The organism is Streptomyces sp. NBC_01445 (assembly GCF_035918235.1).
GTDB lineage: Bacteria > Actinomycetota > Actinomycetes > Streptomycetales > Streptomycetaceae > Streptomyces.
The window spans coordinates 1,506,003-1,532,302 of record NZ_CP109485.1 but is presented as its reverse complement, the minus strand read 5'-3'; the positions used below and the strand labels follow the sequence as shown (position 1 = coordinate 1,532,302).

The window sequence follows — 26,300 nt, the reverse complement described above, 5'->3', positions numbered from 1 at the left end:
GCCGGCGCTCCTGGCATTCAACATCCCCACATCCCCTCTCCTGGCACAGGTCACGTACACGACAACCGGTATCGGAAGAACAGGAGCGGCAGGCCGCACGACACTCCGGCCCGCCTATCGCTCCGCCGAACCGGCCCGTGACCAGGAGAGAGCCATGACCGGCGTCACCACGCTCGACCGTCCCCCACAGCCCGAGGCACCCACCCGCTACACCGTCACACTGGCCCGCGACGAGGACGACGTCCGTGCCGCGCAGCGGCTGCGGCACGACGTCTTCGCGGGCGAGATGGGCGCCCTGCTGACCACCACGCAACCGGGCCTCGACGTCGACGCCTTCGACGCGTACTGCGACCACCTGCTCGTCCGCGACACGGTGACCGGCCAGGTCGTCGGCACCTACCGGCTGCTGCCGCCGGAGCGGGCCTCCGTCGCCGGACGACTGTACTCGGAGGGCGAGTTCGACCTGACCGCCCTCGACGAGATCCGGCCAGGCCTCGTCGAGGTCGGCCGTTCCTGCGTGCACCCCGACCACCGGGACGGCGCCGTCATCGGACTCATCTGGGCCGGGATAGCCCGCTACATGGTCGACCGCGGCCACGAATGGCTCGCCGGCTGCTGCTCCATCCCGCTGGCCGACGGCGGCGCCCTCGCGGCGGGCACCTGGGACCGCGTGCGCACCAAGCACCTGGCTCCCGAGGAGTACCGCGTACGACCGCTGCTGCCCTGGAACGCGGAGCGTGTGGAGTTCCCCGCCCGCACCGAGCTTCCGCCGCTGCTGCGCGGCTACCTCCGCCTCGGTGCCTGGGTGTGCGCGGAGCCGGCCCACGACCCGGACTTCGGGGTCGCCGACCTGTACGTGCTGCTGTCGATGCGCCGTGTCAACCCGCGCTATCTGCGGCACTTCCTCTCATTCGCCCCGGCCTGATGAGCGTCTGGCTGCCCAGCGCGCCCTGCACCCCAAAGGCATGCCTGGAGCCGGCGGGGTCAGCGACGGCCGTACCCCGGGCCGTGCTGCGGATGACGGCGGTCGTGGTCCTGGTCCTGACCGGGATCGCGCTGTCACCGTTCGGCGGACGGATCCCCGCCGGACTGGTCAGGCGGTGGTGCCGGGCGATCGCGCGGGCCATCGGGGTCCAGGTCCGCGTCACCGGCACCGCCGCCGCACCCACCGGCGGTCTGCTCCTGGTCGCCAACCACATCTCCTGGCTGGACATCCCGCTGCTCGGCGCCGTGCGGCCGGCCCGGATGCTCGCCAAGGCTGAGATCGGGCGGTGGCCCCTGGCCGGGCCGGTGGTCGCGCGCAGCGGCGTCCTGTTCATCGAGCGGGACCGACTGCGTGCCCTCCCGGACACGGTCGCCCGCATCGCCGAGGCGCTGCGGGCCGGCTCCGCGGTCGTCGCGTTCCCCGAGGGCAGCACCTGGTGCGGCCGTGCGCAGGGGCACTTCCGGCGCGCCGTCTTCCAGGCCGCGCTGGACGCGGAGGTCCCGGTCCAGCCGGTCAGCGTCCGGTACCGGCTCGCCGACGGGGCGGCCGGCACCGCAGCCGCGTTCGTCGGCGACGACACGCTGCTCGCCTCGCTGTGGCGGGTGGCGTCGACACGGGGGCTGGTGGCCGAGGTCGAGATACGGGACGTGATCCCGCCGGGCTCTCACCTCGACCGCCGCTCACTGGCCCGGGCCGCCGAGTCGGGGACGACGGGCCGGCCCCGTAGGACCCACACCGCGCTGGTGGCCTGAGGACTCACCGAAGGGGATCTGGCGAACTCCGGTGCTTCAGGGGCGTGGGGTTGTGCCGATATGCGGCTCAGCCGCGTGGGCACGACCAGCCACGTACGGCCCGCCGGTCATGACCGCGCTTCCGGCAGAGCGCCTGGCGGAAAGGCACGGGCGAGATAGGGAGCCGTAGTGCTCCCGCTCGCCCGCGCCACCTCCGTCGGCGGCCCCGTGGCGACGATCCGACCGCCCGCGTCGCCGCCGCCCGGCCCCAGGTCGATCACCCAGTCCGCGCCCGCGACCACCGCCATGTCGTGCTCGACGACCACCACGGTGTGCCCGGCGTCGACGAGCCCGTGCAACTGCCGCATCAGAACCTCGACATCGGCCGGATGAAGACCGGTCGTCGGCTCGTCGAGCAGATACAACGTGGAACCGCGCCGCCCGCGCTGCAACTCGCTCGCGAGCTTGATGCGTTGGGCCTCCCCGCCGGACAGCTCGGTGGCGGGCTGCCCGAGCCGCAGATAGCCGAGCCCCACGTCGAGCAGCGTGCCGAGGCTGCGCGCCACGGCCGGCGTGTCCGCGAAGAACTCCGCCGCGCTCTCCACCGTCAGATCGAGGACCTCGGCGATGGTCCGCCCCCGGTAGGCGACTTCCAGCGTCTCGGCGTTGTAGCGCGCGCCGCCGCAGTCCGGGCAGGGCGCGTAGGTGCTCGGCAGGAAGAGGAGCTCGACGCTGACGAAGCCCTCGCCCTGGCAGGTCTCGCACCGGCCGCCGGCCACGTTGAACGAGAAGCGCCCCACGCCGTACTTGCGGGCCTTGGCCTCGTCGGTGGCCGCGAACACCTTCCGTACGACGTCGAACAGGCCCGTGTACGTGGCCAGGTTGGAGCGCGGGGTGCGCCCGATCGGCTTCTGGTCGACGACCACGAGGCGGCCCACGCCCTCCAGTTCCTCGGTGATCGAGCCGATGAGCGTGGACTTCCCGGACCCGGAGACACCGGTGACGGCCGTGAACGTGGACAGCGGTACGTCCACCGACACATCGCGCAGATTGTGTCTGGTCACCGGGCCGACCTTCAGCCAGCTGCGCGGCTCCCGCACCGTGCGCAAGGGCACGTGCTCGCGGTCGAACAGGTAGCGGGCCGTCGCCGACTCCGCGACGGACGCCAGATCCGCGACGGGACCGCTGTGCAGGACGCGGCCGCCGTGCTCGCCCGCGAGCGGGCCGACGTCGACGAGCCAGTCGGCCTTGCGGACGACATCCATGTGGTGCTCGACGACGAACACCGAGTTGCCGGACGCCTTGAGCCGGTCGAGGACGGTGAGGAGCGACTCGGTGTCGGCCGGGTGCAGGCCCGCCGACGGCTCGTCGAGCACGTAGACCACGCCGAAGAGTCCGGAGCGCAACTGTGTGGCCAGACGCAGGCGTTGGAGCTCACCGGCGGACAGCGTGGGCGTGGCGCGGTCCAGGCTGAGGTAGCCCAGGCCGAGCTCGGCGACGGTGGCGATGCGGGCCAGGAGGTCGCCGGTGAGGACCCGCGCCGTCTCCGAGGCGTCGCCGGGGGCGTCGAGGATCTTCGCCAGGTCCGCGAGCGGCAGATGCGCGAGATCCGCGATCGTCCGTCCGCCGAACGTCACCGCGAGCGATTCGGCCCGCAGCCGCGCCCCGCCGCACACCGGACACGGCGCGCTGTCGAGGAACCGCTCGGCCTTCGTCCGCAGCGTCTGGCTCTTGGAGTCCGCGAACGTCTTGAGCACGTAGCGGTTCGCGCTCATGTACGTGCCCTGGTACGGACGTTGGATCCGGCCCGCGTCCCGCACGGGGTGCACGGTGACGACGGGTTGGTCGTCCGTGAACAGGATCCAGTCGCGTTCTTCCTGCGGCAGTTCACGCCAGGGCCGGTCGACGGCGTACCCGAGCGCGTCCAGGACGTCGCGCAGGTTCTTGCCCTGCCAGGCACCCGGCCACGCGGCGATCGCGCCCTCGCGGAGGGACAGGGACGGGTCGGGCACGAGGAGCGCCTCCGTCGTGCGGTGCACCACGCCGAGCCCGTGACATTCGGGGCACGCCCCGGCCGCCGTGTTCGGCGAGAAGGCGTCGGAGTCGAGCCGCTGCGCGCCGGGCGGGTAGTCGCCCGCGCGCGAGAACAGCATGCGCAGCGAGTTCGAGAGCGTCGTCACCGTGCCGACGGAGGACCGGGACGTGGGGGAGGAACGGCGCTGCTGGAGCGAGACGGCCGGCGGAAGCCCGGTGATCTCGCCGACTTTGGGCGCACCGACCTGGTGGATGAGGCGGCGCGCGTACGGGGCCACGGACTCGAAGTAGCGGCGCTGCGCCTCGGCGTAGATCGTGCCGAAGGCGAGCGAGGACTTCCCGGAGCCGGAGACCCCCGTGAAGACGGCGAGCACGTCGCGCGGGATGTCCACGTCGACGCCCCGCAGATTGTGCTCACGGGCACCCCGCACACGGACGAACGGATCGTGGTCGGGCTCGTGCATGGGGCGGGCTCCGTAGGGCGGCTGGATGCGCTGTCACGCGGGGGCAAACCCCACGATTCTAGGCCCGCCGCAGCCCCGCGACCCGGGCGAGCCCGCGGTAGGACTCCAGGAGTCCCTCGCGGTCGTACGAGCTGGTCGTGACCAGGACCTCCTGCGCGCCGCTCTCCTTGATCAGGGTCTCCAGCTCGTCCGCGACCTGGTCCTCCGTGCCCGCGATGTGGCCGCGCAGCCCGGACTCGTAGAGGTCCCGCTCCTTCGTCGTCATCGTCAGCGCCGCCACGCGCTCGGCGGGCGGCAGCGGCGGGAACGTGCCGTGGGTGCGGGAGTACGCCATCGACCAGGCCTCCGGGATCAGCAGGCGGTGGGCGGCCTCCGGACTCCCGGCGACCGCGATCGTCCCCGAGACGACGACGTACGGCTCGCCCGCCCACGCGGACGGCCGGAACGTGGCGCGGTACCGGTCGATCCCGCGCAGCATCTTCTCGCGGTTCCTCAGGTCGCCGATCACCATCGGGAGTCCGGCCTCGGCGGCGATCGTCGCGCCCTCGCCCATGGCGAGCACGAACGGCCGGACGGTCAGGCCGTCCGAGGGGCGTGCGCGTACCCCGGTCGTGGAGGTCCCCCGGAAGAAGTCGAGCAGTTCGGCGAGCTGCGCCGCGAAGTCGTCGGCATCGTCCTTGTCCCGCCCGAGCGCCTTGCGTACCCCGCCCGTGAAGCCCACCGAACGGCCGAGACCCATGTCGATCCGCCCGGGGAACAGCGACTCCAGGACCCCGAACTGCTCGGCCACCACCAGGGGTTGATGGTTGGGCAGCATCACGCCGCCGGTGCCGACCCGGATCGTGCGGGTGGCGGCCGCGACCGCCGCGGCGAGCACGGTCGGCGCGGACCCCGCGACGCCCGGCACCCCGTGGTGCTCCGACACCCAGACACGGTGATAGCCGAGCGTGTCCAGCTCGCGCGCGAAGCGCACGGTGTCGCGCAGGGCCGAGGGCCCGTCGTGCCCCTCGCGGGTGCGCGAACGGTCGAGGACGGAGAACCGGGTCGATGCGATCACTGAGCTCACACACCGTTCAACGTCTGTGCCGCTTCAGGATTCCCTACGCTTGGCGTGTGATCGACAACAGCAGACCTCTCGCCAGACCCCTGGCCGTGTTCGACCTCGACAACACCCTCGCCGACACGGCCCACCGGCAGCGCTTCCTTGAGCGCACCCCGCGTGACTGGTCGGCCTTCTTCGGGGCGGCGCCCGAAGATCCACCGCTCGCGCGCGGCGTCGAGCTGGCGCTGGAGAGCGCCCGCGAGTGTGAGGTCGTCTACCTCACGGGCAGGCCGGAGCGGTGCCGCGCCGACACCGTGGCCTGGCTCGCCGAACAGGGTCTGCCAGAGGGGCGCGTCTGGATGCGCCGCAACAACGACCGCAGGCCCGCGCGCCGCACCAAACTGGAGACGCTGCGCACGCTCTCCCGCGGCCGCGAGGTACGCATGCTGGTCGACGACGACGAGCTCGTGTGCGACGAGGCCGAACGGGCGGGCTTCACCGTCGTACGCGCCCGCTGGGCGAGCGGTTCCGAGGCGCTGAAGGACGCCCAGGAGCGCGAGGGGCGGACCTGAGCGGACCGGGCGAGCGGGATCGGAGCCGCACCCGAGTGGCCCCGGCGCGCACGCTCAGGCCTCGTCCTCCAGCCGGAAGCCGACCTTCAGGCCGACCTGGTAGTGCTCGATCTGACCGTTCTCGATGTGGCCGCGTACCTGGCACACCTCGAACCAGTCCAGGCCGCGCAGCGTCTGCGACGCGCGGGCGATGCCGTTGCGGATGGCCTGGTCGACTCCCTCGTGGGAGGTGCCGACGATCTCTGTGACCCGGTACGTGTGATCGGACATGAAGGCCTCCTCGGCCCGTGCGGTGGACGTCCCTCCACGGTGCCTCAGGTCACCGTGGACCGCGAGCGAGAGCGCAGATGTTCGACTTACCGGCCGCCACCCCCTTGACCGTTCGATTGGTCCATACCAAAATCCAGCCACACCCGTGCGAGCGTCACGCTCATCCCCCACGTCGGGCCGCCCCTCCCTGTCCGCAGGCAGAAAGTGACCCACGTGAAGTACCGCCGCACCGCCGCGTCCCTCATCCCCCTCGCCCTCGTGTCCGCCTCGCTGCTCACGGGCTGCGGCTATCTGCCAGGAGCGGGCGACGAGCAGCGCACCGTGACCGTCTGGCTGATGAAGGACAGCGCGTCGGACGCGTTCCTCAAGCGGTTCACGAAGAGCTTCGAGGACAAGAACCCCGGCCTGCGCCTGGACATCCGTATCCAGGAGTGGACCGGCATCGGCGAGAAGGTGAGCGCGGCCCTCACCCAGGACAAGGGCGCCACGGCCAGTGGCGACGCGGCGGACGGACCGGCGCCCGACGTCATCGAGGTCGGCAACACGCAGGTGCCCCAGTACGTCGACGAGGGCGGACTGCTCGACCTCAGCCTGGAGTCCGCGCGCGACTTCGGCATGGAGGAGTGGCTGCCCGGACTCGCCGACCCCGGCATGTTCCACTCGCGCCAGTACGGCATCCCCTGGTACGCGGCCAACCGGGTGGTGATCTACAACAAGGACCTGTTCGCCAAGGCGGGCATCAAGCAGCCGCCCCGCACCCGCGCCGAGTGGCTCGACGACACACGGCGTCTCAACACCCACGGTGACCAGGGCATCTACCTGGCCGGCCAGGACTGGTACACGCTCTCCGGATTCATCTGGGACGAGGGCGGCGACCTCGCGACGGAGCACGGCGGCATCTGGGAGGGCAGCCTGCACACCCCGGCGGCGCTGCGCGGCATGGAGTTCTACCGGCAGCTCCAGGCGCTCGGCCACGGGCCCAAGGACGCCGATGAGGAACACCCCCCGCAGTCGGGCGAGTTCGCGAAGGGCGACGTCGGCCAGATCGTCGCCGTGCCCGGCGTCGCCCAGGCTGTCGAGCAGCAGAACCCCGAACTCAAGGGAAAGCTGGGCTACTTCCCGATCCCCGGCAAGACGGCGGCCAAGCCGGGATCCGTCTTCACCGGCGGCTCCGACCTGGTCGTGCCCGAGAACACCGACGACCGCGACGGAGCCGTCGCGGTCGTCAAGGCCCTGTCCGGCGAGAAGTGGCAGAAGGACCTGGCCAGGACCATGAACTACGTGCCCAACAAGACGACCCTGAGCGACGCCGTCGCCGACGAGCCGGGCGTGGCCGCGATGGCGGCGGGCGCCGCACGCGGCCGGGCCACGCCGGTGTCCCCGCTGTGGGCGAGGGTCGAGGCCGACAACCCGATCAAGGCGTACATGTCGAAGGTGCTCGCCGGGGCCGCCCCGGCCGAGGCGGCCGGGGCGGCTTCCCGACGGATCACCAAGGAGCTGGACGCCAGCGGACCGTGACCCGCCGCCTGCCACTGGGTTCGGGGCCGTCAGTCCACGAGGCTGAGCGAGAGCGCGAAGCGGTTCTGCGCGTCCGTCCACCAGTGCGTCATGCGCAGCCCCGCGCCCGCCAGTTCGGCCCGCACGCCCTCCTCGCGGAACTTCGCCGAGATCTCCGTGCGGATCTCCTCCCCGTCCTCGAAGTCGACCGCGAGGCCGAGCGCCGGGATCTTGACGGTCTGCGCGGCCGTGGAGCGCAGCCGCATCTCGATCCACTCGTTGTCCGCGTCCCACAGGGCGACGTGCTCGAAGGCGCTCGGGTCGAAGTCGGCGCCCAGGTCGCGGTTGATGACGCTGAGCACGTTCTTGTTGAACGCGGCCGTCACGCCCGCCACGTCGTCGTAAGCCGCGACGAGGACCGACTCGTCCTTCACCAGGTCCGTGCCGAGCAGCAGCATGTCGCCGGGCCGCAGCAGGGCGCGTACGGAGGTCAGGAACGCGGCGCGCTCGGCCGGCAGAAGGTTGCCGATCGTGCCGCCGAGGAACGCGGCCAGGCGCGGCCCCGGAGTGTCCGGCAGGGTGAGTCCGAGCGTGAAGTCGGCGATCAGCCCGTGGATGTTCAGCCCGGGCCGCTCGGCGCCGAGCGCCTCGGCGGCGCCGCGCAGCGCGCTCTCGCTGACGTCCACGGGGACGTACGTCTCCAGGACCGGCAGGTCGTCGAGCAGGTGGCGGGTCTTGTCCGACGAGCCGGAGCCCAGCTCGACGAGGGTGCGTGCGCCGGTGGCGTCGGCGATCTCCTGGGAGCGGGCCAGCAGGATCTCCCGCTCGGCGCGCGTCGGGTAGTACTCGGGCAGGGTCGTGATCTCGTCGAACAGCTCGCTGCCGCGCGCGTCGTAGAACCACTTGGGCGGCAGCGTTTTCGGCGTGCCGGTCAGGCCGCTGAGGACATCGGCGCGCAGGGCGGCGCCGGTGGCGTCCTCGGGCAGGGTGCGGGTCAGCTGGTACGGGCTCACGCGGAGGGCTCCTTGAGCGGGGTCAGCAGGACGTCGGTGCGGCTCGCGGCGAGCAAGGTGCGGTCCGGCACCTCGCGCCAGTGCGGATCGTCGTCGTACGGCTCGGAGGCGACGACGGTGCTGCGGCCGGGTTCGGTGAGATACCAGAGGCTGTCGCCCCAGGCGGTCGCGGTGATCGTCTCCCCATCGGTGAGGAGGAGGTTGAGCCGTGATCCGGGGGCGGCCTCGGCGACTTCGAGGACGGTGTCGGCGAGTGCCTGCCCCTGGTCGTCGCCCGAGCGCAGCCGGTGCAGCAGCAGTGCCCAGACGAACGCCGAGTCGCAGCGGGCCTCCAGGGACAGCAGGTCGATCGGCGGCACCGCTGTGGTGAGCGGGGCGAGCGAGCGCGGCCAGCCCTTCACCGCGCCGTTGTGGGAGAACAGCCACGGGCCGGAGGCGAACGGCGCCGCCGCTGCCTCGCCGTCCGCGCCGCCGAGCGTGGCGTCGCGGACCGCGGCGAGCACGGCCCCCGAGCGCACGACCCGCGCGAGGTCGGCGAACGACTGGTCGCCCCAGATCGGCCCGGCCCTGCGGTAGCGCGCGGGCACCGGGTCCCCGTCCGCGTACCAGCCCACGCCGAAGCCGTCGGCGTTCACGGTCCCGTGCCGCTGGCGGCGCGGCTCCCAGGACTGGCGCAGCAGGCTGTGGGGCGGTGTCACGAGCACGTCGCCGAGTGGCGCCGCAGGGCCCAGGTAGGCCAGTTGCCGGCACATCAGGCACCCTCCCCGTCGCGCGCGGTGCGGAAGCCGGCGAAGATCTGCCGGCGCACCGGATAGTCCCAGTTGCGGAACGTGCCGCGGCATGCCACCGCGTCCACGGCGAACGAGCCGCCGCGCAGCACCTTGTGGTCCGGGCCGAAGAACACCTCCGAGTACTCCCTGTACGGGAAGGCCACGAACCCCGGGTACGGCAGGAAGTCGCTCGACGTCCATTCCCACACGTCGCCGATCAACTGCCGTACACCCAGCGGCGATTCACCGGCCGGGTAGCTGCCCGCAGGGGCCGGGCGCAGGTGGCGCTGGCCGAGGTTGGCGCGCTCCGGCGTCGGGTCCGCGTCGCCCCACGGGTAGCGCATCGACCGCCCGGACGCGGGATCGAAGCGGGCCGCCTTCTCCCACTCGGCCTCGCTGGGCAGGCGCCGGCCCGCCCAGCGCGCGTACGCGTCGGCCTCGTACCAGCTGACGTGCACGACGGGCTCGTCCGGCGGGACCACCTCGGTCACCCCGAAGCGGCGCCGCAGCCACTGCCCTGCCTCACGCCGCCAGAACAGCGGCGACCGCAGGCCGTTGTCCCGCACCAGGGCCCAGCCCTCGGGCGTCCACCAGCGGGAGTTGTCGTAGCCGCCGTCGTCCATGAAGGCCAGATACGCGCCGTTCGTGACCGGTGCGGTGTCGATGTGGAACGGCGGGACGAGGCGCGCGTGCGCGGGCCGCTCGTTGTCCAGCGACCACGGCTCTGCGGTCGTCCCCATCGTGAACGGGCCGCCGGGCACGAGGACTTCGGACGGACCGCGGAAAGCAGGGGAGACGGGGTCGGGATCCGGGGCCGTCAGCGCCGGTGCTCCCGACCGTAGCTGATGGGTGATCAGCATCGTCTCGTCATGCTGCTGTTCGTGCTGGGCGATCATCCCGAAGGCGAACCCCGCCTCGGTGAGCCGGGTGCCGTGGAACGGCGTGCTCTCCAGGACGTCGAGCGCGCGGCCCCGCACCTCGGCCGCGTAACCGCGCGCCTCCTTGGGTGCGAGCAGCGGCAGCTTGGGCCGCTCGGAGCGCGGGTGCTCGAAGGCGTCGTACAGCGGGTCGATCTCCGGGCGCATCGCCTCGCGGCCCGCGACCGCGCGCAGGAGCCACTGCTCCTCCTGGTTGCCGATGTGCGCCAGGTCCCACACCAGCGGCGACATCAACGGTGAGTGCTGTGCAGTCAGTTCGGGCCCCTCGACGCAGCTCGTGAGCAGCGTCGTGCGGTCCCGCGCGGTGAGCAGCGCGGTCCGCGCGCGCTCCCGCAGTGCCTCGGGGTCCGGGGCGGTGTCTTCGCTCTGTGCGGTCATGAGGTGACGGTCCTCCCGGGGGCGGGGGCATCGATGCGGTCGAGCACGTCGTCGGCGGGGCACCGGCCGCGCACGACATAGCGGTCCATGAAAGCGGAGACGGCGGCGAGCACCCTGGGTGACGCGCCGAGCCTCGGCAGCGCGTCGAGCGCCGCCGCGAAACACGTGACGGCCGCCTCGGCGAGCTCGGGGTCCGAGGGCCCGTGCCGCGCCGCGTCGCGCCACAGTCGATTGTGCGGCGCGGGCAGCGGGCCCGCCCGTTCGGACAGCGGCTTCACGGTGCGGTACGCGGTCTCGGCGGCCTCCGGGTCGTCGAACAGCGCGGTCGTCACCGCGAGCGGCACGATCCAGCCGTCGTCGCCCGGCTGCGCGTCGATCATGCGCAGTTCGAGGTGGCCACGCGGGCGCACCGGAGGGAACAGGGTGGACAGGTGGTACTCGACGTCACCGCGCGTGGCGGGCCGAGGCCCACCGGTACGCAGCCACGTCCGCAGGGACATGCCGTCGGGCACGTCCCAGGGCCCGCTGTCCTTGCGGACGCACATCACCGGCGCGTCCAGGACGTGCCGGACCCAGGCCTCGCGCGGCTCCACGTCGAGGGGCGGTGCCCCGGACCTGCCGGGGTCGATCTCCTCCCACACCGCCTGGCGGGTGGAGCGCCAGCCGGTCGGACGCCCGCACAGCATCGGTGAGTTGGCGAACGCGGAGACCAGGACGGCGCCGAGCAGGTGCGAGAGCCGCCAGCGCCTGCCGTGGCCGAGCGGCCCCGGCTCCTCGTGCCCCGCGTCGAGGCAGACCTGCACCGACGCCGACGAGCACATCATGGCGCGGCCCGCGGGACCGGTCCGGTCGAACCAGGACTCCATGGCGTCGTAGCGCGGCTCGTGGAGCAGCCGCCGCGGCGGGCGCCAGGGATCGGTGCCGAGGCCGGTCAGCGCGAGGCCACGGGCAGCGAGCGAGGTGCGGACCGCCGTCAGATCGGCCGAGACGGCCGAGACGCAGTCCATGAGCGATGAGGCGGGCAGGGAGCTGAGCTCCAGCTGTCCGCCGGGTTCTACGGTGAGCGCCGAGCTGAGGGGCAGGGCGCCCAGTGCGGCGTACGCCGCGTCGAGCCGTTCCGGTGCCAGGGGGAGCCGCGGCCTGCGCGGCTCGTGGACGAGCCATTCCACCTCGACACCCACGGTGCGAGGTGGTCCGGTCTTGAAGCAGATCCCGCGGACCAGCGCCTCGACCTCGGCCTCGGTGACCAGGGCCGCCGTGCCGAGCTCCGTACAGTCTCCTTCGGGCATGTTCAGGATCCTCCTGATCCGTTCGCCTTCATCGTCCCCGGTAGGGGCCGTGCCGTCGACTCGACGGGGATGGGCCGGGCCGGGGCAGTGCTCGTACCACCCAAAACCCTCACGGCGAATCGCACAAGAGTGCCCCTCGGACACTGAAAATCTGTTGCTCGCGGAGTCGCCCGGCGCACATCATGCGTTCATGAGGACGACCACGGGGGAGCGGGCGTGAGCGCCCGGCTGCGGGGGATCGCGCAGCAGACGGAGGAGATCGTCGCGGCGGGGCGGTACACGGCGCCGGGCGGCGCGGTCGTGCCGATCGCGGACGCGGTGACGGCAGCGCGGGATGCGACCCGCACGTACGGTCCGGCCCCGGTCGATGTGCCCGAGCCGGGCCGGCCCGCGGATACGGCCGTCGAGGTCACCGGCGAGTCCAGCCTGGAAGCCGCGCGCCGCCTGGTCACCGCCGGTCAGGACCCGGTCGCCGTACTGAACTTCGCCTCGGCCCGCAATCCCGGCGGCGGCTATCTCAACGGCGCACAGGCCCAGGAGGAAGCCGTGTGCCGGGCCTCGGCCCTGTACACGTGCCTGCTGCGGGCCCGCGACTTCTACGATCACCACCGCGAGAACCGCGACCCGTTCTACACGGACCGCGTGATCCATTCACCCCAGGTCCCCGTCTTCCGCGACGACCGCGGACGGCTGCTCGACGCGCCGTACGCCGCGGGTTTCCTCACCTCACCCGCACCGAACGCGGGCGTCGTACGCCGCAGCACCCCGGAGCGGGCGGGCGAGATCGCGGGGGCCCTCGCGTCACGGGCCGAGCGGGTCCTGGAGACGGCCGCGGCGCACGGCTACCGGCGCCTCGTGCTCGGCGCCTGGGGCTGCGGTGTGTTCCAGAACGACCCGGCGCAGGTCGCCGACGCGTTCCGGGCGCTCCTCGACGGGGGCGGCCGGTTCGCGGGCCGCTTCGACCACATCGTGTTCGGCGTCCTGGACCGCACGCCGGACGCACGGACCAGGACGGCCTTCGAGCGGGCCTTCGCGGCCTCGCCGGCGGTCAGCGCCAGCCGTACCGCTCCCTGAGCCGCAGCACCACGAGGTTGAACCGCATGCGGTCCAGGGCGCACGCCTCCCGGCGCATGCCGCGCTCGTGGACCCGAAGGACGCGGTCGATCGCCACCCACGAGTCGCGGCCCGCGGTGTCCCACGGCCCGCTGCCGATCGGCACCCACTCCCTGTCGTGGTCGTGCCGCTTGCTCGACAGCTGTACGGCGAGGAGCGTGCCGGCGGCCTCCCTGGCGACGACGAGCACAGGACGGTCCTTGCCGCGGCCGTCGTTCTCCTCGAACGGCACCCACGTCCAGACGATCTCGCCGGGATCGGGGTCGCCGTCGTGGGCGGGCGCGTACTCGGTGCGCACCCGGCCCACCTCGCGCGGCGCGGCCTCGACCGTGGCGGTGGCGCCGGCACGGCCGGGGTGCTCGTGGGCATGCGGGTCATCGATGAAGGCAGTCACGCGGGTCACGTTAGGGCCTGACCGGCTCAACCCGCAGGGCGGGCCCGGCCGGTGGGACACAGGCTCGGCGCATGAAGACCCCCATAACCGCCCGAGCCGTACGACGGGGACGCCCGGGCCGCCCTTCTTTCCTCGCGCTCACGGGTGCCATCGTCCTCGCGCTGTGCGGCGCCGCCCTCGCCCCCGCCCGGGGCGAGGCCGCGCCCCCGCCCCGCACCTGCCCGTGCTGCGCCGCTACAGGGTGCGCAACACGGTGCTGTGGGCCCTCGACTTCGAGGACCCGGGCCTGTGGGCGGTGCTCGCCCGGGGTGCGTGACCCGCTCTAGGCGCCGGTGCGCGACTCCTGGAGGTTCTCGGGCCACTTCTCGAACCACCGCTGATCCGCTTCGAGTTGGGACGCGAGCGAGATGAGCCGCGGCTCGCTGTTCGCCGGGCCGAGCAGCTGAGCGCCGACGGGCAGCCCGTCGCCGGTGAAGCCCGCGGGGACGTTCACGCCGGGCCAGCCGAGGACGTTCCACGGCCATGCGTACGGACACGCCGCGATCATCGCCCGGTCGGTGCGCCAGCCGCCCAGCGACGCCATCGCGCCGATGCGGGGCGGGGGAGTGGCCGTCGTCGGGGCGAGGACCACGTCGTACGTGTCGAAGACAGCGCCGACCCTGCGCTGGAGCGAGGCCTCGGCGCGCCGGGCGAGCCGCAGCGGAGCGCCGCCGAGTACCCGCCCCATCCGGGCGGACTCCCGGGTCCGCGGGTCGAGCAGCGCTGGGTCGGGAACGTCGCGCAGCCGCTCGGTGACGCCCGCGGTGGCGCGCGGCACGAACGCGAGGCCGATCTGCCCGTAGCGCGGGTCGGCCTCCTCCACGTCGTGCCCGAGCGCGGCGAGCCGCTCCGCCAGCGCGACGACCCGGGCCCGCACAACGGGGTCCAGGCGTTTGGGAGTTGCGGTGAACGGCATGCGCAGGGACAGTGCGATACGCAGCTTTCCCGGCTCGTCGCGGGCCGCCTGCGCCGCCCCGATCCGCGGCGGACGGTGCAGGTCGCCGTCGTGCGGACCGCTCGCCGCGTCAAGGAGCAGCGCCGCGTCCTCGACGGTCCTGCCGAGCGTGCCGTTCACGGTGATCCCGTGGAAGGACTCCGCCCAGGGCCACGTCGAGATCCGGCCGCGCTGCGGCTTGATACCGACGAGGTGCGTCCACGCGGCGGGGATACGGATGCTGCCCGCCCCGTCCGAGCCGAGCGCGGCCGGCACGATCCCCGCGGCGACGGCCGCCGCCGAGCCGCCCGACGAACCGCCGGGCGTGTGCCCGTGATTCCACGGGTTGCGGGTGTCGCCGAACGCGGGCCCCTCGGTGAAGGGCCACTGCCCCAGCTCGCACGTGTTCGTCTTGCCGATGACGATGGCGCCCGCCGCGCGCAGCCGGCGTACGGCCTCCGCGTCCTCTGCCTTCGGCGGGAAGTCGCCGGGGCAGCCGAACGCGGTCGGCTCGCCCGCCACGTCCATGTCGTCCTTCACGGCCAGCGGCACGCCGAGCAGCGGCCGACTGCCTCCTGACGCGCCCTCGCCCGCCGCGCGTTCGCGGTCCGCGGCGTCCGCCTCGGCGAGGGCGGCCTCCCCGCGGACTGTGCGGAAAGCGTTCAGGGCAGGCTGCGTCGCCTCGATGCGCGCCAGGGCCTCCTCGACGAGGACGCGCGACGACACGTCCCCCTCGGCGAGTGCGCGGGCGGTCGCGGCGAGCCCGGCGGCACGGTCGGACGCCATGCGGACACCTCCTCGTACGGAATACGGGATACGGAACTTCGGAACTTCGAACGCTTGAGTGCACGCACGCTAGCGGTCGCGGGCCCCGACCGGTATGCCCGGCCGGGAACACGGCCGCACCCGTCTGGAAAGATGCGGTGCGTCATGGTGCAGATACCGAAGCCGCAGTCCGCCCGCACATCGCGGGAGTCCGCCGCGCCGAGCCCGGCGCCGACGAGCGCCGATGTCGCCCGGCTCGCCGGGGTCTCGCGCGCCACCGTCAGCTACGTCCTGAACAACACCAGCGCCGTCAGAATCAGTGAGCCCACCCGCCGCCGCGTCCACGAGGCCGCGAAGGAGCTCGGCTACGTGCCGCACGCGGCGGCCCGCAGCCTGCGCGCCGGGCACACCCGCATCGTCCTGATGCCCTCCCCGAGCGTCCCGGCCGGACCGCTCTACAACACGTTCTTCAACGACCTCCAGTGGGCGCTGAGCCGCCTCGACTACACGGTCGTGCAGTACGGCAGCGTCAGCCTGCGCGGCGACGACGCGGCGCGCGCCTGGGCGGAGCTGCGCCCGGTCGCGGTACTCACACCGCCCGACCTGGGCACCGAGGGGATCGAGGTGCTCCGCCGCTCCGGCGCCAGGGCCGTCATCACGCTCGGCCCGGAGCGCGCCGAGGGCGCGCACGCGCTGCTCATGGACCACCGTGAGGTCGGCCACAGCGCGGGCGCCCACCTCGTCGAACGCGGTCGGCGCCGCATCGGCGTCGTACTGCCGACGGAGCCCGGCCTCGACCACTTCGCGCGGCCGCGCCTGGAAGGCATACGGAACGAGGTCCTCGGTACCTGCGCCGAGGTCTTCGAGCTGCCCCTCACTTACGACGAGGATTCGGCGGCCCAACTGGTGCCGAGGATCAGGGAGTTGGGGCTCGACGCCGTGTTCGCGTACAACGACGAGTACGCGATGCTCCTGATGCGGGCGCTCCAGGACGCGGGCGTCGGCATTCCGGAGGAGACAGCTGTCATCGGGGCCGATGACCTGATGCTCGGGCGGCTGCTGCGGCCCCGGCTGAGCACGGTCCGTATCGAGCTGCCGTCCGGCCAGGAGCTCGCCGCTCTCGTCGACCGCCTGGTACGCGACCCGGGCGCCGTCACCGAGTCGCACGACATGCTCCGGGCCCGCGTCGTGGCGAGACAGTCGACCTGACGGCCGGGGTCCCGCAAGGCCCACGCGACTAGGATGTTGCGTGCTCAACAACATGGGCCGGCGCACCTGTCCCGCGCGCCGCCCCGGAGATCAGTGACCGATCGGAGATCCGGCATGCCCCTGCTCGACCCGAAGACCTGGCAGGCCCGCCCGCTGTCGGGCGATGAGCACGAGGTCACGGAGCCCGCCACGGGCGAGCGCCTCGCCACCGTCACGCTCGCCTCCCCGGACGACGTCCGCACCGCGGCGAAGGCCGCCGCAGCGGCCCAGGGCGACTGGGCCCGGCAGCCCCACTTCGCGCGCGCCGCCGTCCTGCGCCGCGCGGGCGACCTGTTCACCGAGCACGCCGACGAGCTGCGCACCTGGCTCGTGCGCGAGTCGGGATCCATCCCGGGCAAGGCCGACTTCGAGCTGCACGTCGCCGCCCAGGAGTGCTACGAGGCCGCAGCCCTGGCATCCCGGCCCGCCGGCCACGTCCTGCCCAGCGAGGCGCCGCGCCTTTCGTACACACGCCGCGTCCCGGCCGGTGTCGTCGGCGTCATCGCCCCCTTCAACGCCCCGCTCATCCTCTCCATCCGCTCCGTCGCCCCGGCCCTCGCGCTCGGCAACGCCGTCGTCCTCAAGCCGGACCCGCGCACGGCGGTCTGCGGCGGTCTCGCCCTAGCGGCCGTCCTCGCCGCCGCGGGTCTGCCGGAGGACGTCCTCCACGTGCTGCCAGGCGGGGCGGACGCGGGCCAGGCGCTCGTAGCCGACCCGGACGTCCCCGTCATCTCCTTCACCGGCTCCACCGGCGCGGGCCGGGCCGTCGGCGAGGCCGCGGGGCGCCACCTCAAGCGCGCACACCTGGAACTCGGCGGCAACTCCGCCCTGATCGTCCTGGCGGACGCCGACCTCGATGCCGTCATCTCCACCGCGGCCTGGGGCTCCTTCTTCCACCAGGGCCAGATCTGCATGACGACCGGCCGCCACCTCGTCCATGCCTCGCTCTACGAGGAGTACGTCGAACGCCTCGCCGCGAAGGCCGACTCTCTCGCCGTCGGCGATCCGCACCGCGAACAGGTTCACCTCGGCCCCGTCATCGACGCGGCCCAACTCGCCAAGATCCACGGCCTGGTGGAGGCCAGCACCGCAGCGGGGGCGAAGCTCGCCGCGGGTGGCAAGCACCGCGACCTCTTCTACCGGCCGACGGTTCTCGCGGGCGTCGACGACAGCACCCCCGCATACGCCGAGGAGGTCTTCGGCCCCGTCGCACCCGTCCGGTCCTTCACCGACGCCGACGAGGCGGCCGCGCTGGCCGCCGCGAGCCCGTACGGCCTCTCCCTCGGCATCGTCACCCGCGACCCGGCGCGCGGGCTCGACCTCGCCGAGCGCATCCCCACCGGCATCGTCCACATCAACGACCAGACGGTGAACGACGAGGCGGTCGCCCCGTTCGGCGGGGTCGCGGCGTCCGGCACGGGAGCCCGCTTCGGCGGCGAGGCGAACATCGAGGCGTTCACCGAGACCCGGTGGACGACGGTCCGCGGCGACGTGGCGGGCTATCCGTTCTGACCCCGTGCACGCGAGCGGGAAACGACCGCCGGGCCCGTACGGAAAGTACGGGCCCGGCGGCCTTCGCTATGTCACTGTGGGGCCGGCGTCAGGCCTGCGCGCCCTCCGCGCCGTCCTCGCCCGCCTTCGCCTGCTGCTCGGCGATCGACTTGCGCACCTCGTCCATGTCCAGCTTCCTGGCCTGGCCGATCACGTCGTCCAGGGCCTCCTGCGGAAGCGCCCCGGGCTGGGCGAACACGGCGACCTGGTCGCGGACGATCATCAGCGTCGGGATCGACTGGATACCGAACGCGGACGCGAGCTCCGGCTGGGCCTCCGTGTCGATCTTCCCGAAGATCAGGTCCGGGTTGGCTTCCGCGGCCTTCTCGTAGACGGGCGCGAACTGCTTGCACGGCCCGCACCACGACGCCCAGAAGTCGATCAGCACGAACCCGTTGTCCGTGACCGTCTGGTCGAAGTTCTCCTTGGTGAGCTCCACGGTGGTGCTGCTCATGATGTGCCCTCTTCCTGCTTCCTGGTTGCGGTGCTGAAGCCGCTGTTCACAACGGTCCCGGTAATGGACGTATTCCGCGCACGTACCCGTGTGGCCCCGGCGCACACCTGCGACCAGACTGGGGCCCATGACGGATGAGAACACATACGACGTGGTGGTTCTGGGCGCCGGGCCGGTCGGGGAGAACGTCGCGGACCGGGCACGCGCGGCGGGCCTCAGTACCGCCGTGGTGGAGAGCGAACTGGTCGGGGGCGAGTGCTCCTACTGGGCGTGCATGCCGAGCAAGGCCCTGCTGCGCCCGGTCATCGCCCAGGCCGACGCGAGGCGCCTGCCGGGCCTGCTGGAGTCCGTGCAGGGTCCTCTGGACGCGCCCGCCGTCCTCGCTCGCCGTGACGTACACACGTCACACTGGAAGGACGACGGCCAGGTGGGCTGGCTGGAGTCCATCGGCGCCGACCTCTACCGGGGCCAGGGCCGCCTCGCGGGCCCCCGCCGGGTCACCGTCACCGGACCCGACGGCACCGAGCACGTCCTCACGGCGCGACACGCCGTGGCGGTCTGCACGGGCACACGCGCCGCGCTCCCCGACCTCCCCGGCCTGGCCGACGTCGAGCCGTGGACGAGCCGCGAGGCCACCAGCGCGCAGAAGGTGCCCGGCCGCCTCGTCGTCGTGGGCGGCGGAGTCGTCGCCGCGGAGATGGCCACGGCCTGGCAGGCGCTCGGCTCGCAGGTCACGATGCTCGTACGGGGATCGGGGCTGCTGTCCCGGATGGAGCCCTTCGCCGGCGAGCTGGTCGCCCAGGCCCTCGTCGAGGCCGGCGCGGAGGTGCGGACCGGTGTCTCTGTGAAGGGGGTCACCCGTGAGGGCGGCACCGTTGTCACCACCCTGGACGACGGCTCGACCCTGGAGTCCGACGAGATCCTCTTCGCCACGGGCCGCGCGCCCCGCACGGAAGACATCGGCCTGGAGACCGTCGGCCTCGAACCCGGCTCGTGGCTCCCCGTCGACGACAGCCTCCGCGTGGACGGCAGCACCTGGCTGTACGCGGTCGGGGACGTGAACCATCGCGCGCTGCTAACCCACCAGGGCAAGTACCAGGCCCGTATCGCGGGCGCGGCCATCGCGGCCCGCGCCCAGGGCGTGCCGCTCCTGGAGACCGACCGCTGGGGCGCCCACGCGGCGACCGCCGACCACTCCGCCGTCCCGCAGGTCGTCTTCACCGACCCGGAGGCGGGCTCGGCGGGCCTCACCCTCGCGGAGGCCGAGGCAGCGGGCCACCGCGTCCGCGCCGTCGACTACGACATCGCCTCGGTGGCGGGCGCCGGCCTGTACGGCGACGGCTACCGCGGCCGCGCCCGCATGATCGTCGACCTCGACCGCGAGATCCTCCTGGGCGTGACCTTCGTCGGCCCGGGCGTCGGCGAACTCATCCACTCCGCGACGGTCGCGGTGGCGGGCGAGGTCCCGATCGACCGCCTGTGGCACGCGGTCCCGTCCTATCCGACGGTGAGCGAGGTGTGGCTGAGGCTGCTGGAGACGTACCGCGGCTGAGGGATGTCCCTCTGTGCGTGGCTGTCCGGGCGGGACACGATGCCCTCCGCCCGGACAGTCTCACCCCGGGATCAGGACGCGGAGAGTTCCCCGCGGACCGTGCGGGCCGCCGCGACCAGGTTCTCCAGGGAGGCGCGGGTCTCGGGCCAGCCGCGGGTCTTCAGCCCGCAGTCGGGGTTGACCCACAGCCGCTCGGCGGGGATCGCCTCAAGTCCCTTGCGCAGCAGGGCCGCAGCCTCGCCGGCGCCGGGCACGCGCGGCGAGTGGATGTCGTACACGCCGGGTCCGGCCTCGCGCGGGTAGCCGTGGGCGGCCAGTTCGCGGGCGACCTGCATGTGTGACCGGGCCGCCTCCAGGCTGATCACGTCGGCGTCGAGGTCATCGATGGCCTGCACGATGTCCCCGAACTCGGCGTAGCACATGTGGGTGTGGACCTGGGTGTCCGGCCTGACCCCGCTCGTGGTGAGCCGGAACGCCTCCGTCGCCCACGCGAGGTAGGCGGCGTGGTCGGCGGCGCGCAGCGGGAGGGTCTCGCGCAGGGCGGGCTCGTCGACCTGGATCACCGAAGTCCCGGACCTCTCGAGGTCGTCGACCTCGTCCCGCAGGGCGAGGGCGACCTGGCGCGCGGTGTCGGCGAGCGGCTGGTCGTCACGGACGAAGGACCACGCGAGCATGGTGACGGGACCCGTGAGCATGCCCTTGACCGGGCGGCCCGTGAGCGACTGGGCGTACGTCGTCCAGCGCACCGTCATCGGCTCGGGGCGCGAGATGTCACCGGCGAGGATCGGCGGACGGACATAGCGCGTGCCGTAGGACTGCACCCAGCCGTGCTGCGTGGCCAGATACCCGGTGAGCTGCTCGGCGAAGTACTGCACCATGTCGTTGCGTTCGGGCTCCCCGTGCACCAGGACATCGATGCCGGCCTTCTCCTGGAAGGCGATCACCTCCTGGATCTCGGCCCTGACGCGCTCCTCGTACGCGGCGTCGTCGATCCGCCCGGCGCGCAGGCCGGCCCGTGCGGTGCGCAGCTCGGCCGTCTGCGGGAAGGAGCCGATGGTCGTCGTCGGCAGCAGTGGGAGGCCGAGGCTGCCCCGCTGGGCTGCCGCACGTTCCGCGTACGGCTGCGCGCGGCGGGCGTCGGCCGCCGAGACCGCCGCGGTGCGGGCGCGCACGGCGGGGTCACGGGTGAGGGCGGAGGCGGTCCGGGAGGCCAGGGCGGCCCGGTTGGCGGCGAGTTGGGCCGAGATCGTGTGGGTGCCCTGCGTCAGGCCGCGTGCGAGGGTGGCGATCTCGGCGGTCTTCTGGCGCGCGAAGGCGAGCCAGCGCAGGATCTGCGGCTCGATGTCGCGCTCCAGCGCCGCGTCGACGGGGACGTGCAGGAGTGAGCAGGACGCGGCCACGTCGACCCGGTCGGCCAGGCCGAGCAGGGTGCCGAGCGTGGCCAGCGCCTTCTCCAGGTCGTCGACCCAGATGTTGCGGCCGTTGACGACGCCCGCGACCAGGCGCTTGCCGGGCAGCCCGCCGACGGCGGCAAGGGCGTCCAGGTTGGCGGCGGCAGCCTCGGTGAAGTCGAGCGCGAGCCCCTCGACCGGCGCTCCCGCCAGGACGGGCAGGGCATCGCCGAGCCGGTCGAAGTACGAGGCGACCAGCATCTTGGGCCGGTCGGTGAGGGCGCCGAGGTCGCGGTAGGCGCGCCCGGCGGCGTTCAGCTCGGCCGGCGTGCGGTCCTGGACGAGGGCGGGTTCGTCGAGCTGTACCCACTCGGCGCCCGCCTCGCGCAGGTCGGCGAGGACTTCGGCGTAGACCGGCAGCAGACGGTCGAGCAGGGTCAGCGGCTCGAAGTCGGCGGCCACCCCGGGCGCGGGCTTGGCGAGCAGCAGATAGGTGACCGGGCCGACGAGCACGGGCCGGGCCGGCAGACCCAGGGCGAGGGCCTCCTTGAGCTCGGCGACCTGCTTGGCCGAGTCGGCCGTGAACACGGTTCCTGGGCCCAACTCCGGTACGAGATAGTGGTAGTTGGTGTCGAACCACTTCGTCATCTCCAGCGGCGCCACGTCCTGCGTGCCGCGCGCCATGGCGAAGTAGCCGTCCAGCGCGTCGGCCTCGACGGCCGGGCGATGCCGCTCGGGGATGGCGCCGACCATGACGGTGGCGTCCAGGACGTGGTCGTAGAACGAGAAGTCGCCGGTGGGTACTTCGCCGATGCCCGCGTCGGCGAGTTCGTGCCAGTTCGCGCGGCGCAGGCCGGCGGCGGTCGAGCGGAGGGCGTCGGCGCCGACGTGGCCCTTCCAGTAGCCCTCGACGGCCCTCTTGAGTTCGCGGGCAGGGCCCTGGCGGGGGTAGCCGTACACGGTGGCCCGTGCTGCCGCGGCTGCGGTATCGGTGGTCACGGAGATCTCCTTCGCGAGATGAATCCCTGAGATCCCGGAGAGGGGACGAGAGCGCGAAGGGTGACACGGACCGGACGGCGCGGTCGCGTACGGCAGGGCACGCGCGCCCGTTCGGTGTGTACGCCGACCCGCCCACGAGGTCACCGGGATATCCGCGTGCGAATGGTTCACGCGCGGGCAACGGGCAGGTCTTCGGACTCGCGGGCACGTCCACCCGATGTCGGGCGGACACCTACTGGCCGTCGCTTCCCAGCCCGATCCATCGGGCCAGTGCGTGTGACGGCGGTCGTTCCAGCTCACCGCTGCGGGGCAGTCCCGGATTCCCACCGGGTTCCCTCTTACGACGCTCCCGCCTGGCGGACGGGGCGAACCAACTGCACCGGTCACCCTACGCACGCGGGACGTTCCTGCGCGAGCCCGCCCCGCACCGCGGACACCCTCGGAGAAGGGGCCGCCGTCTGATTTCGGGCGGCGTGGTAGCTTTCCAAGGCCAGTCGAACTCATGCCCGTCTGCCCCGCATTGCGGGATCTTGGACAGGTATGTGTCAGGGAATCCGGTGCGAATCCGGAGCTGACGCGCAGCGGTGAGGGCGACGGGCGGGGCATCGGCCACTGGACCGCACGCGGTCCGGGAAGGCGCACCGTCCGCGTGACCCCGAGTCCGAAGACCTGCTGGCAGCCTTCGCGGGCTCCGGTCGGGGCGGCGGGGGAGACCGTGCGACCGGGCTCCGCGCATGAGCCCTCGACATCGAGGAAGTCCCCGTGCTCTTCGCGTACCCCGCCACACGCCGCGGCTCGCGCCGCCTCATACCCCACGCCGCGCTCTGCCTGGCCGGGATGCTGATGCTGGCCGCATGCGGCAGCGGCGGCTCCGCCCGCACACCGGCAGCCAAGGGCAGTGCCGCCGGATATCCCGTCGCACTCGACAACTGCGGTACGCGGGTCGAGGTGAAAGCGGCGCCCGAGCGTGCCGTCTCCCTCGACCAGGGCTCGACCGAGATCATGCTCGCCCTCGGCCTCGGCGATCGCATGGCCGGCACGGGGACCTGGACGGACCCTGTGATGAAGGGACTTGAGAAGGAGAACGCGAAGGTCCAGCGGCTCGCCGACCGCTACCCGTCCTTCGAGAAGGTCCTGGACGCCGAACCCGACTTCGTCGCCGCGTCGTTCGGCGCCACGCTGAGCAAGGGCGGAGTGGCGCCGCGCGACCAGTTCGAGAAGCTGGGCGTACCGGCGTATCTCTCGCCCTCCGACTGTGTCGGCAAGGACAACAGCGGCGGCGGCGACGGCGCCCGCACCAGGACCCTGAGCATGGAGACCGTCTACGGCGAGGTCCGCGACCTCGCCGCGGTCTTCGATGTGCCGGAGCGGGGTGAGCGGCTCGTCTCCGCACTCAAGGACCGAGTGAAGAAGGCCACCGGCGGCATCGACGCCTCCCGGACGACTCTCCTGTACTGGTTCGCCAACTCCGACTCCCCTTATATGGCGGGCTGTTGCGGCGCGCCCGGCGTCATCACCCGTGAGGTGGGAGCGAAGAACGTCTTCGACGACACCCGCGACGAATGGCCCCAGATCAACTGGGAGACGGTCGCCGACCGGGACCCGGACGTGCTCGTCATCGGCGACCTGACGCGCCGCTCGCAGACCGCCGAATCCGCCGCCAAGAAGATCGAGTTCCTCGAGTCCAACGCCGTGACCAAGAACATGACCGCGGTGAAGAAGAAGCGGTACGTGCTGCTCAGCGGGCAGGCCATGAACCCGACCATCCGTACGGTGGAAGGCGTGGAGCAGATCGCCGCGAAACTACGGGCGTTCGGTCTCGCGGGATGAGCGTGGAAGCGGCGCCGTCTCCGGCCACCGGGAAGCGTCCACATGCGGTGCGCGGCGTGCTCGCCTGGCCGGCGGGCTTCGCGGTGCTCATCGCCTCCGTGGCCCTGGCCATCACCATCGGTCCGGCCGACATCGGCATGACCGATGTCTGGTCCGCCGTGGTCTCCCATCTCGGCCTGGGCGAACCGGAGTTGACCCCCATCCGCGACGGCATCGTGTGGAACCTGCGGCTGCCGCGCACCCTGCTGGCCGCCGTGTGCGGCGCGGGGCTCGCGGTGTGCGGCGCCGTGATGCAGTCGCTGCTGCGCAACCCGCTCGCCGATCCCTTCGTCCTCGGCGTCTCCTCGGGCGCCTCGACCGGCGCGGTCCTGGTCGTCGTACTCGGCGTCGGCGGCGGCGCCCTGTCGGTCTCGGGCGGTGCCTTCCTCGGCGCGGTGGTCTCCTTCGCGCTGGTACTGGCGCTCAGCCAGGCCCTCGGCGGTTCCACCGACCGCGTGGTGCTGTCCGGGGTGGCCGCCATGCAGTTGTTCTCCGCACTGACCTCCGTCGTCGTGCTGACGGCGGCGGACGCCGAGACGACGCGCGGCGTCCTGTTCTGGCTCCTCGGCTCGCTCAGCGGGGCGGGCTGGACCGACGTCCGGATGTGCCTGGTGCTGCTCGTGGCGACGCTCGTGATCTGCGTCGGACACGCCCGTACGCTCGACGCCTTCGCGTTCGGGCAGGACGCCGCCGCGTCCCTCGGCGTGAACGTGGCACGTACGCGTCTGGTCCTGCTGTGCACGACCGCCCTGCTCACGGCCGCCCTGGTCAGTTCGGCCGGTGCGATCGGTTTCGTCGGCCTGGTGCTGCCGCACGCGGCGCGTGCCCTGGCCGGTCCGGGCCACGCCCGGCTGCTGCCGGTGACGGCCCTGGCCGGCGCGGTCTTCCTCGTGTGGGTGGACACGCTCGCCCGCACCGTCCTCGACCCGCAGGAGGTGCCGGTCGGTGTGGTGACCTCGCTGATCGGCGTACCGGCCTTCGTCCTCGTCCTGTACCGCACCCGGAGCCTGCGCCGATGACCCAGCCCGCCACCGGCGTACCCGCAACCGGCACACCCGCTCCTGGCCCAGCCACCGCCGGCCCAGCCGTCGCCGACGGGCTGCGGGCCGACCGAGTCCGTCGCGAGACCGGCGGGCACCTCATCCTGGACGGCGTGAGCGTGCACCCGGCCCCCGGAGGTATCACGGGCCTCATCGGACCCAATGGCTCGGGCAAGACCACACTCCTGCGGCTGCTCGCGGGCATCCTCACGCCCCAGGCCGGAGTGGTGACCCTGGACGGCTCACCGCTGAGTACCGTGGGCCGCAGGGAGTTCGCACGCCGCATCGCCGTGGTCGAGCAACAGGCGGACACACAGGTCGAGTTGACGGTCGGCGACGTCGTGCGTCTGGGCCGCGTCCCGCACCGCAGGGCTTGGATGCCCCCGTCGGCCCAGGACGAGGAAGCCGTACGTTCCGCCCTCGCCCGCACCGATCTCACCGACCGCGCGCACCGGCACTGGCACACCCTGTCCGGCGGCGAGCGCCAGCGCGTCCAGATCGCCCGGGCCCTCGCACAGCGGCCACGCGAACTCCTCCTGGACGAGCCGACCAACCACCTGGACATCCAGCACCAGCTGGACCTCCTCGACCTGCTCGCCGAACTCCGACTGACCAGCGTGATCGCCCTGCACGACCTCAATCTGGCCGCGATGTACTGCGACCAGCTCGTCGTGCTCAGGCAAGGACGTGTGGTCGCCGCCGGCGCCCCGGAAGACGTACTCACCGAAGACCTCATAGCGAGGGTCTACGGAGTGCGCGCGACCGTCTTCCCGGCCACCGAGCCGGGGGAGCGCCCGTACATCCGCTTCCTGAGAACGTCCGCTCCCTGAGACGGCACTGCCATACCGCGCACCAGGGCTGCGTGGCAGCGGCCATGACCAAGATCACTGCGCACGGCCCGGTCTTGGCCGTGCGCCCCTTACGCGGTACGGTCTGACCGATATTGACGATGGCAGCGCGGAAGCCGG

23 protein-coding genes and 2 riboswitches are annotated in these 26,300 nt (G+C 72.7%); of the genes, 12 read left to right on the top strand and 11 right to left on the bottom strand.

From position 1 onward, the window contains the following. Positions 1 to 154 precede the first annotated feature (154 nt). Positions 155 to 925, top strand: coding sequence for a GNAT family N-acetyltransferase (locus OG574_RS07230; RefSeq protein ID WP_326772418.1), 771 nt, complete (start codon positions 155 to 157; stop codon positions 923 to 925). After that, a complete protein-coding gene (locus tag OG574_RS07225; RefSeq protein ID WP_326772417.1) occupies positions 925 to 1,737 on the top strand; it encodes a lysophospholipid acyltransferase family protein in 813 nt (270 codons plus the stop codon). The genes OG574_RS07230 and OG574_RS07225 overlap by 1 nt, the downstream gene beginning before the upstream one ends. A 107-nt stretch (positions 1,738 to 1,844) precedes the next feature. On the opposite strand, the gene OG574_RS07220 is transcribed toward OG574_RS07225, so the two are convergent. Beyond that, positions 1,845 to 4,214: an excinuclease ABC subunit UvrA gene (locus tag OG574_RS07220; protein ID WP_326772416.1), complete on the bottom strand. Its 2,370-nt coding sequence runs from the start codon at positions 4,212 to 4,214 to the stop codon at positions 1,845 to 1,847. 58 nt (positions 4,215 to 4,272) lie between these two features. Beyond that, a complete protein-coding gene (locus OG574_RS07215) occupies positions 4,273 to 5,280 on the bottom strand; it encodes an MsnO8 family LLM class oxidoreductase (protein ID WP_326772415.1) in 1,008 nt (335 codons plus the stop codon). Between the two features lie 47 nt (positions 5,281 to 5,327). On the opposite strand from OG574_RS07215, the gene OG574_RS07210 reads away from it, so the two are divergent. Next, entirely contained in the window at positions 5,328 to 5,828 is a 501-nt protein-coding gene (locus tag OG574_RS07210) for a phosphatase domain-containing protein (RefSeq protein ID WP_326772414.1), read from the top strand. Positions 5,829 to 5,882: 54 nt separating this feature from the next. Here the strand turns inward: OG574_RS07210 and OG574_RS07205 are convergent, their stop codons facing one another. Next, on the bottom strand, positions 5,883 to 6,098 hold the full coding sequence (locus OG574_RS07205; RefSeq protein ID WP_100592999.1) for a dodecin: 216 nt from the start codon (positions 6,096 to 6,098) through the stop codon (positions 5,883 to 5,885). Positions 6,099 to 6,311: 213 nt separating this feature from the next. On the opposite strand from OG574_RS07205, the gene OG574_RS07200 reads away from it, so the two are divergent. Beyond that, the gene (locus OG574_RS07200; RefSeq protein ID WP_326772413.1) at positions 6,312 to 7,616 is read left to right on the top strand and encodes an extracellular solute-binding protein; all 1,305 of its coding nucleotides are present in this window, start codon (positions 6,312 to 6,314) and stop codon (positions 7,614 to 7,616) included. Positions 7,617 to 7,645: 29 nt separating this feature from the next. On the opposite strand, the gene egtD is transcribed toward OG574_RS07200, so the two are convergent. The 4 genes from egtD to egtA are packed head-to-tail and all read right to left on the bottom strand — an operon-like array spanning position 7,646 to position 11,983. Then, positions 7,646 to 8,608, bottom strand: a complete 963-nt coding sequence (gene egtD, locus OG574_RS07195; RefSeq protein WP_326772412.1) for an L-histidine N(alpha)-methyltransferase — start codon at positions 8,606 to 8,608, stop codon at positions 7,646 to 7,648. Then, entirely contained in the window at positions 8,605 to 9,360 is a 756-nt protein-coding gene (egtC, locus tag OG574_RS07190) for an ergothioneine biosynthesis protein EgtC (RefSeq protein ID WP_326772411.1), read from the bottom strand. Before egtC ends, egtD begins: the two co-directional genes overlap by 4 nt. Further along, a complete protein-coding gene (gene egtB / locus OG574_RS07185) occupies positions 9,360 to 10,694 on the bottom strand; it encodes an ergothioneine biosynthesis protein EgtB (RefSeq protein ID WP_326772410.1) in 1,335 nt (444 codons plus the stop codon). The genes egtC and egtB overlap by 1 nt, the downstream gene beginning before the upstream one ends. After that, the gene (egtA, locus tag OG574_RS07180) at positions 10,691 to 11,983 is read right to left on the bottom strand and encodes an ergothioneine biosynthesis glutamate--cysteine ligase EgtA (RefSeq protein ID WP_326772409.1); all 1,293 of its coding nucleotides are present in this window, start codon (positions 11,981 to 11,983) and stop codon (positions 10,691 to 10,693) included. The genes egtB and egtA overlap by 4 nt, the downstream gene beginning before the upstream one ends. Positions 11,984 to 12,199: 216 nt before the next feature. Here egtA and OG574_RS07175 point away from each other — a divergent pair, with 216 nt between their 5' ends. Then, the gene (locus tag OG574_RS07175; protein WP_326772408.1) at positions 12,200 to 13,057 is read left to right on the top strand and encodes a TIGR02452 family protein; all 858 of its coding nucleotides are present in this window, start codon (positions 12,200 to 12,202) and stop codon (positions 13,055 to 13,057) included. Here OG574_RS07175 and OG574_RS07170 read toward each other — a convergent pair. Next, positions 13,032 to 13,490 (bottom strand): type II toxin-antitoxin system PemK/MazF family toxin, encoded by a 459-nt coding sequence (locus OG574_RS07170; protein WP_100593005.1) that lies wholly within the window; start codon positions 13,488 to 13,490, stop codon positions 13,032 to 13,034. The two genes, OG574_RS07175 and OG574_RS07170, sit on opposite strands and share 26 nt — an antisense overlap. A gap of 163 nt (positions 13,491 to 13,653) precedes the next feature. Here OG574_RS07170 and OG574_RS07165 point away from each other — a divergent pair, with 163 nt between their 5' ends. Next, positions 13,654 to 13,806, top strand: coding sequence for a hypothetical protein (locus OG574_RS07165; RefSeq protein WP_326772407.1), 153 nt, complete (start codon positions 13,654 to 13,656; stop codon positions 13,804 to 13,806). 6 nt (positions 13,807 to 13,812) lie between these two features. Here OG574_RS07165 and OG574_RS07160 read toward each other — a convergent pair whose 3' ends face one another. After that, positions 13,813 to 15,249 carry an amidase gene (locus OG574_RS07160; RefSeq protein WP_326772406.1) on the bottom strand — a complete coding sequence of 479 codons (1,437 nt, stop codon included), beginning with the start codon at positions 15,247 to 15,249 and terminating at the stop codon, positions 13,813 to 13,815. 144 nt (positions 15,250 to 15,393) lie between these two features. On the opposite strand from OG574_RS07160, the gene OG574_RS07155 reads away from it, so the two are divergent. Beyond that, the gene (locus OG574_RS07155; protein WP_326772405.1) at positions 15,394 to 16,437 is read left to right on the top strand and encodes a LacI family DNA-binding transcriptional regulator; all 1,044 of its coding nucleotides are present in this window, start codon (positions 15,394 to 15,396) and stop codon (positions 16,435 to 16,437) included. A gap of 114 nt (positions 16,438 to 16,551) precedes the next feature. Then, on the top strand, positions 16,552 to 17,988 hold the full coding sequence (locus tag OG574_RS07150; protein ID WP_326772404.1) for an aldehyde dehydrogenase family protein: 1,437 nt from the start codon (positions 16,552 to 16,554) through the stop codon (positions 17,986 to 17,988). Between the two features lie 88 nt (positions 17,989 to 18,076). Here the strand turns inward: OG574_RS07150 and trxA are convergent, their stop codons facing one another. Further along, the gene (trxA, locus tag OG574_RS07145; RefSeq protein ID WP_326772403.1) at positions 18,077 to 18,481 is read right to left on the bottom strand and encodes a thioredoxin; all 405 of its coding nucleotides are present in this window, start codon (positions 18,479 to 18,481) and stop codon (positions 18,077 to 18,079) included. Between the two features lie 127 nt (positions 18,482 to 18,608). Here trxA and OG574_RS07140 point away from each other — a divergent pair, with 127 nt between their 5' ends. Then, complete coding sequence (locus OG574_RS07140; protein ID WP_326772402.1) at positions 18,609 to 20,033, top strand: dihydrolipoyl dehydrogenase family protein; 1,425 nt, start codon at positions 18,609 to 18,611, stop codon at positions 20,031 to 20,033. Positions 20,034 to 20,104: 71 nt separating this feature from the next. Here the strand turns inward: OG574_RS07140 and metE are convergent, their stop codons facing one another. Further along, positions 20,105 to 22,423 (bottom strand): 5-methyltetrahydropteroyltriglutamate--homocysteine S-methyltransferase, encoded by a 2,319-nt coding sequence (metE, locus tag OG574_RS07135; RefSeq protein WP_326772401.1) that lies wholly within the window; start codon positions 22,421 to 22,423, stop codon positions 20,105 to 20,107. A 166-nt stretch (positions 22,424 to 22,589) separates the two neighbouring features. After that, positions 22,590 to 22,813: riboswitch (cobalamin riboswitch) on the bottom strand. Positions 22,814 to 22,916: 103 nt separating this feature from the next. After that, a riboswitch (cobalamin riboswitch) is annotated at positions 22,917 to 23,114 on the top strand. A gap of 146 nt (positions 23,115 to 23,260) precedes the next feature. Here metE and OG574_RS07130 point away from each other — a divergent pair. Genes OG574_RS07130 through OG574_RS07120 form a run of 3 tightly spaced genes read left to right on the top strand, consistent with a single transcriptional unit; the run spans position 23,261 to position 26,162 of the window. After that, positions 23,261 to 24,253, top strand: a complete 993-nt coding sequence (locus OG574_RS07130) for an ABC transporter substrate-binding protein (RefSeq protein ID WP_326778392.1) — start codon at positions 23,261 to 23,263, stop codon at positions 24,251 to 24,253. After that, positions 24,250 to 25,311 (top strand): FecCD family ABC transporter permease, encoded by a 1,062-nt coding sequence (locus tag OG574_RS07125; protein WP_326772400.1) that lies wholly within the window; start codon positions 24,250 to 24,252, stop codon positions 25,309 to 25,311. The genes OG574_RS07130 and OG574_RS07125 overlap by 4 nt, the downstream gene beginning before the upstream one ends. Continuing rightward, on the top strand, positions 25,308 to 26,162 hold the full coding sequence (locus tag OG574_RS07120) for an ABC transporter ATP-binding protein (protein WP_326772399.1): 855 nt from the start codon (positions 25,308 to 25,310) through the stop codon (positions 26,160 to 26,162). Before OG574_RS07125 ends, OG574_RS07120 begins: the two co-directional genes overlap by 4 nt. Positions 26,163 to 26,300: the final 138 nt, after the last annotated feature.

Bases quoted from the DNA above. Each gene is read 5' to 3' on its own strand.
- trxA (WP_326772403.1), bottom strand. From the start codon at position 18,481: ATGAGCAGCACCACCGTGGAGCTCACCAAGGAGAACTTCGACCAGACG.
- OG574_RS07140 (WP_326772402.1), top strand. From the start codon at position 18,609: ATGACGGATGAGAACACATACGACGTGGTGGTTCTGGGCGCCGGGCCG.
- OG574_RS07150 (WP_326772404.1), top strand. From the start codon at position 16,552: ATGCCCCTGCTCGACCCGAAGACCTGGCAGGCCCGCCCGCTGTCGGGC.
- OG574_RS07225 (WP_326772417.1), top strand. From the start codon at position 925: ATGAGCGTCTGGCTGCCCAGCGCGCCCTGCACCCCAAAGGCATGCCTG.
- OG574_RS07205 (WP_100592999.1), bottom strand. From the start codon at position 6,098: ATGTCCGATCACACGTACCGGGTCACAGAGATCGTCGGCACCTCCCAC.
- OG574_RS07160 (WP_326772406.1), bottom strand. From the start codon at position 15,249: ATGGCGTCCGACCGTGCCGCCGGGCTCGCCGCGACCGCCCGCGCACTC.
- OG574_RS07155 (WP_326772405.1), top strand. From the start codon at position 15,394: ATGGTGCAGATACCGAAGCCGCAGTCCGCCCGCACATCGCGGGAGTCC.
- OG574_RS07125 (WP_326772400.1), top strand. From the start codon at position 24,250: ATGAGCGTGGAAGCGGCGCCGTCTCCGGCCACCGGGAAGCGTCCACAT.
- egtA (WP_326772409.1), bottom strand. From the start codon at position 11,983: ATGCCCGAAGGAGACTGTACGGAGCTCGGCACGGCGGCCCTGGTCACC.
- OG574_RS07220 (WP_326772416.1), bottom strand. From the start codon at position 4,214: ATGCACGAGCCCGACCACGATCCGTTCGTCCGTGTGCGGGGTGCCCGT.
- egtC (WP_326772411.1), bottom strand. From the start codon at position 9,360: ATGTGCCGGCAACTGGCCTACCTGGGCCCTGCGGCGCCACTCGGCGAC.
- OG574_RS07130 (WP_326778392.1), top strand. From the start codon at position 23,261: ATGCTGATGCTGGCCGCATGCGGCAGCGGCGGCTCCGCCCGCACACCG.
- OG574_RS07230 (WP_326772418.1), top strand. From the start codon at position 155: ATGACCGGCGTCACCACGCTCGACCGTCCCCCACAGCCCGAGGCACCC.
- OG574_RS07120 (WP_326772399.1), top strand. From the start codon at position 25,308: ATGACCCAGCCCGCCACCGGCGTACCCGCAACCGGCACACCCGCTCCT.
- egtB (WP_326772410.1), bottom strand. From the start codon at position 10,694: ATGACCGCACAGAGCGAAGACACCGCCCCGGACCCCGAGGCACTGCGG.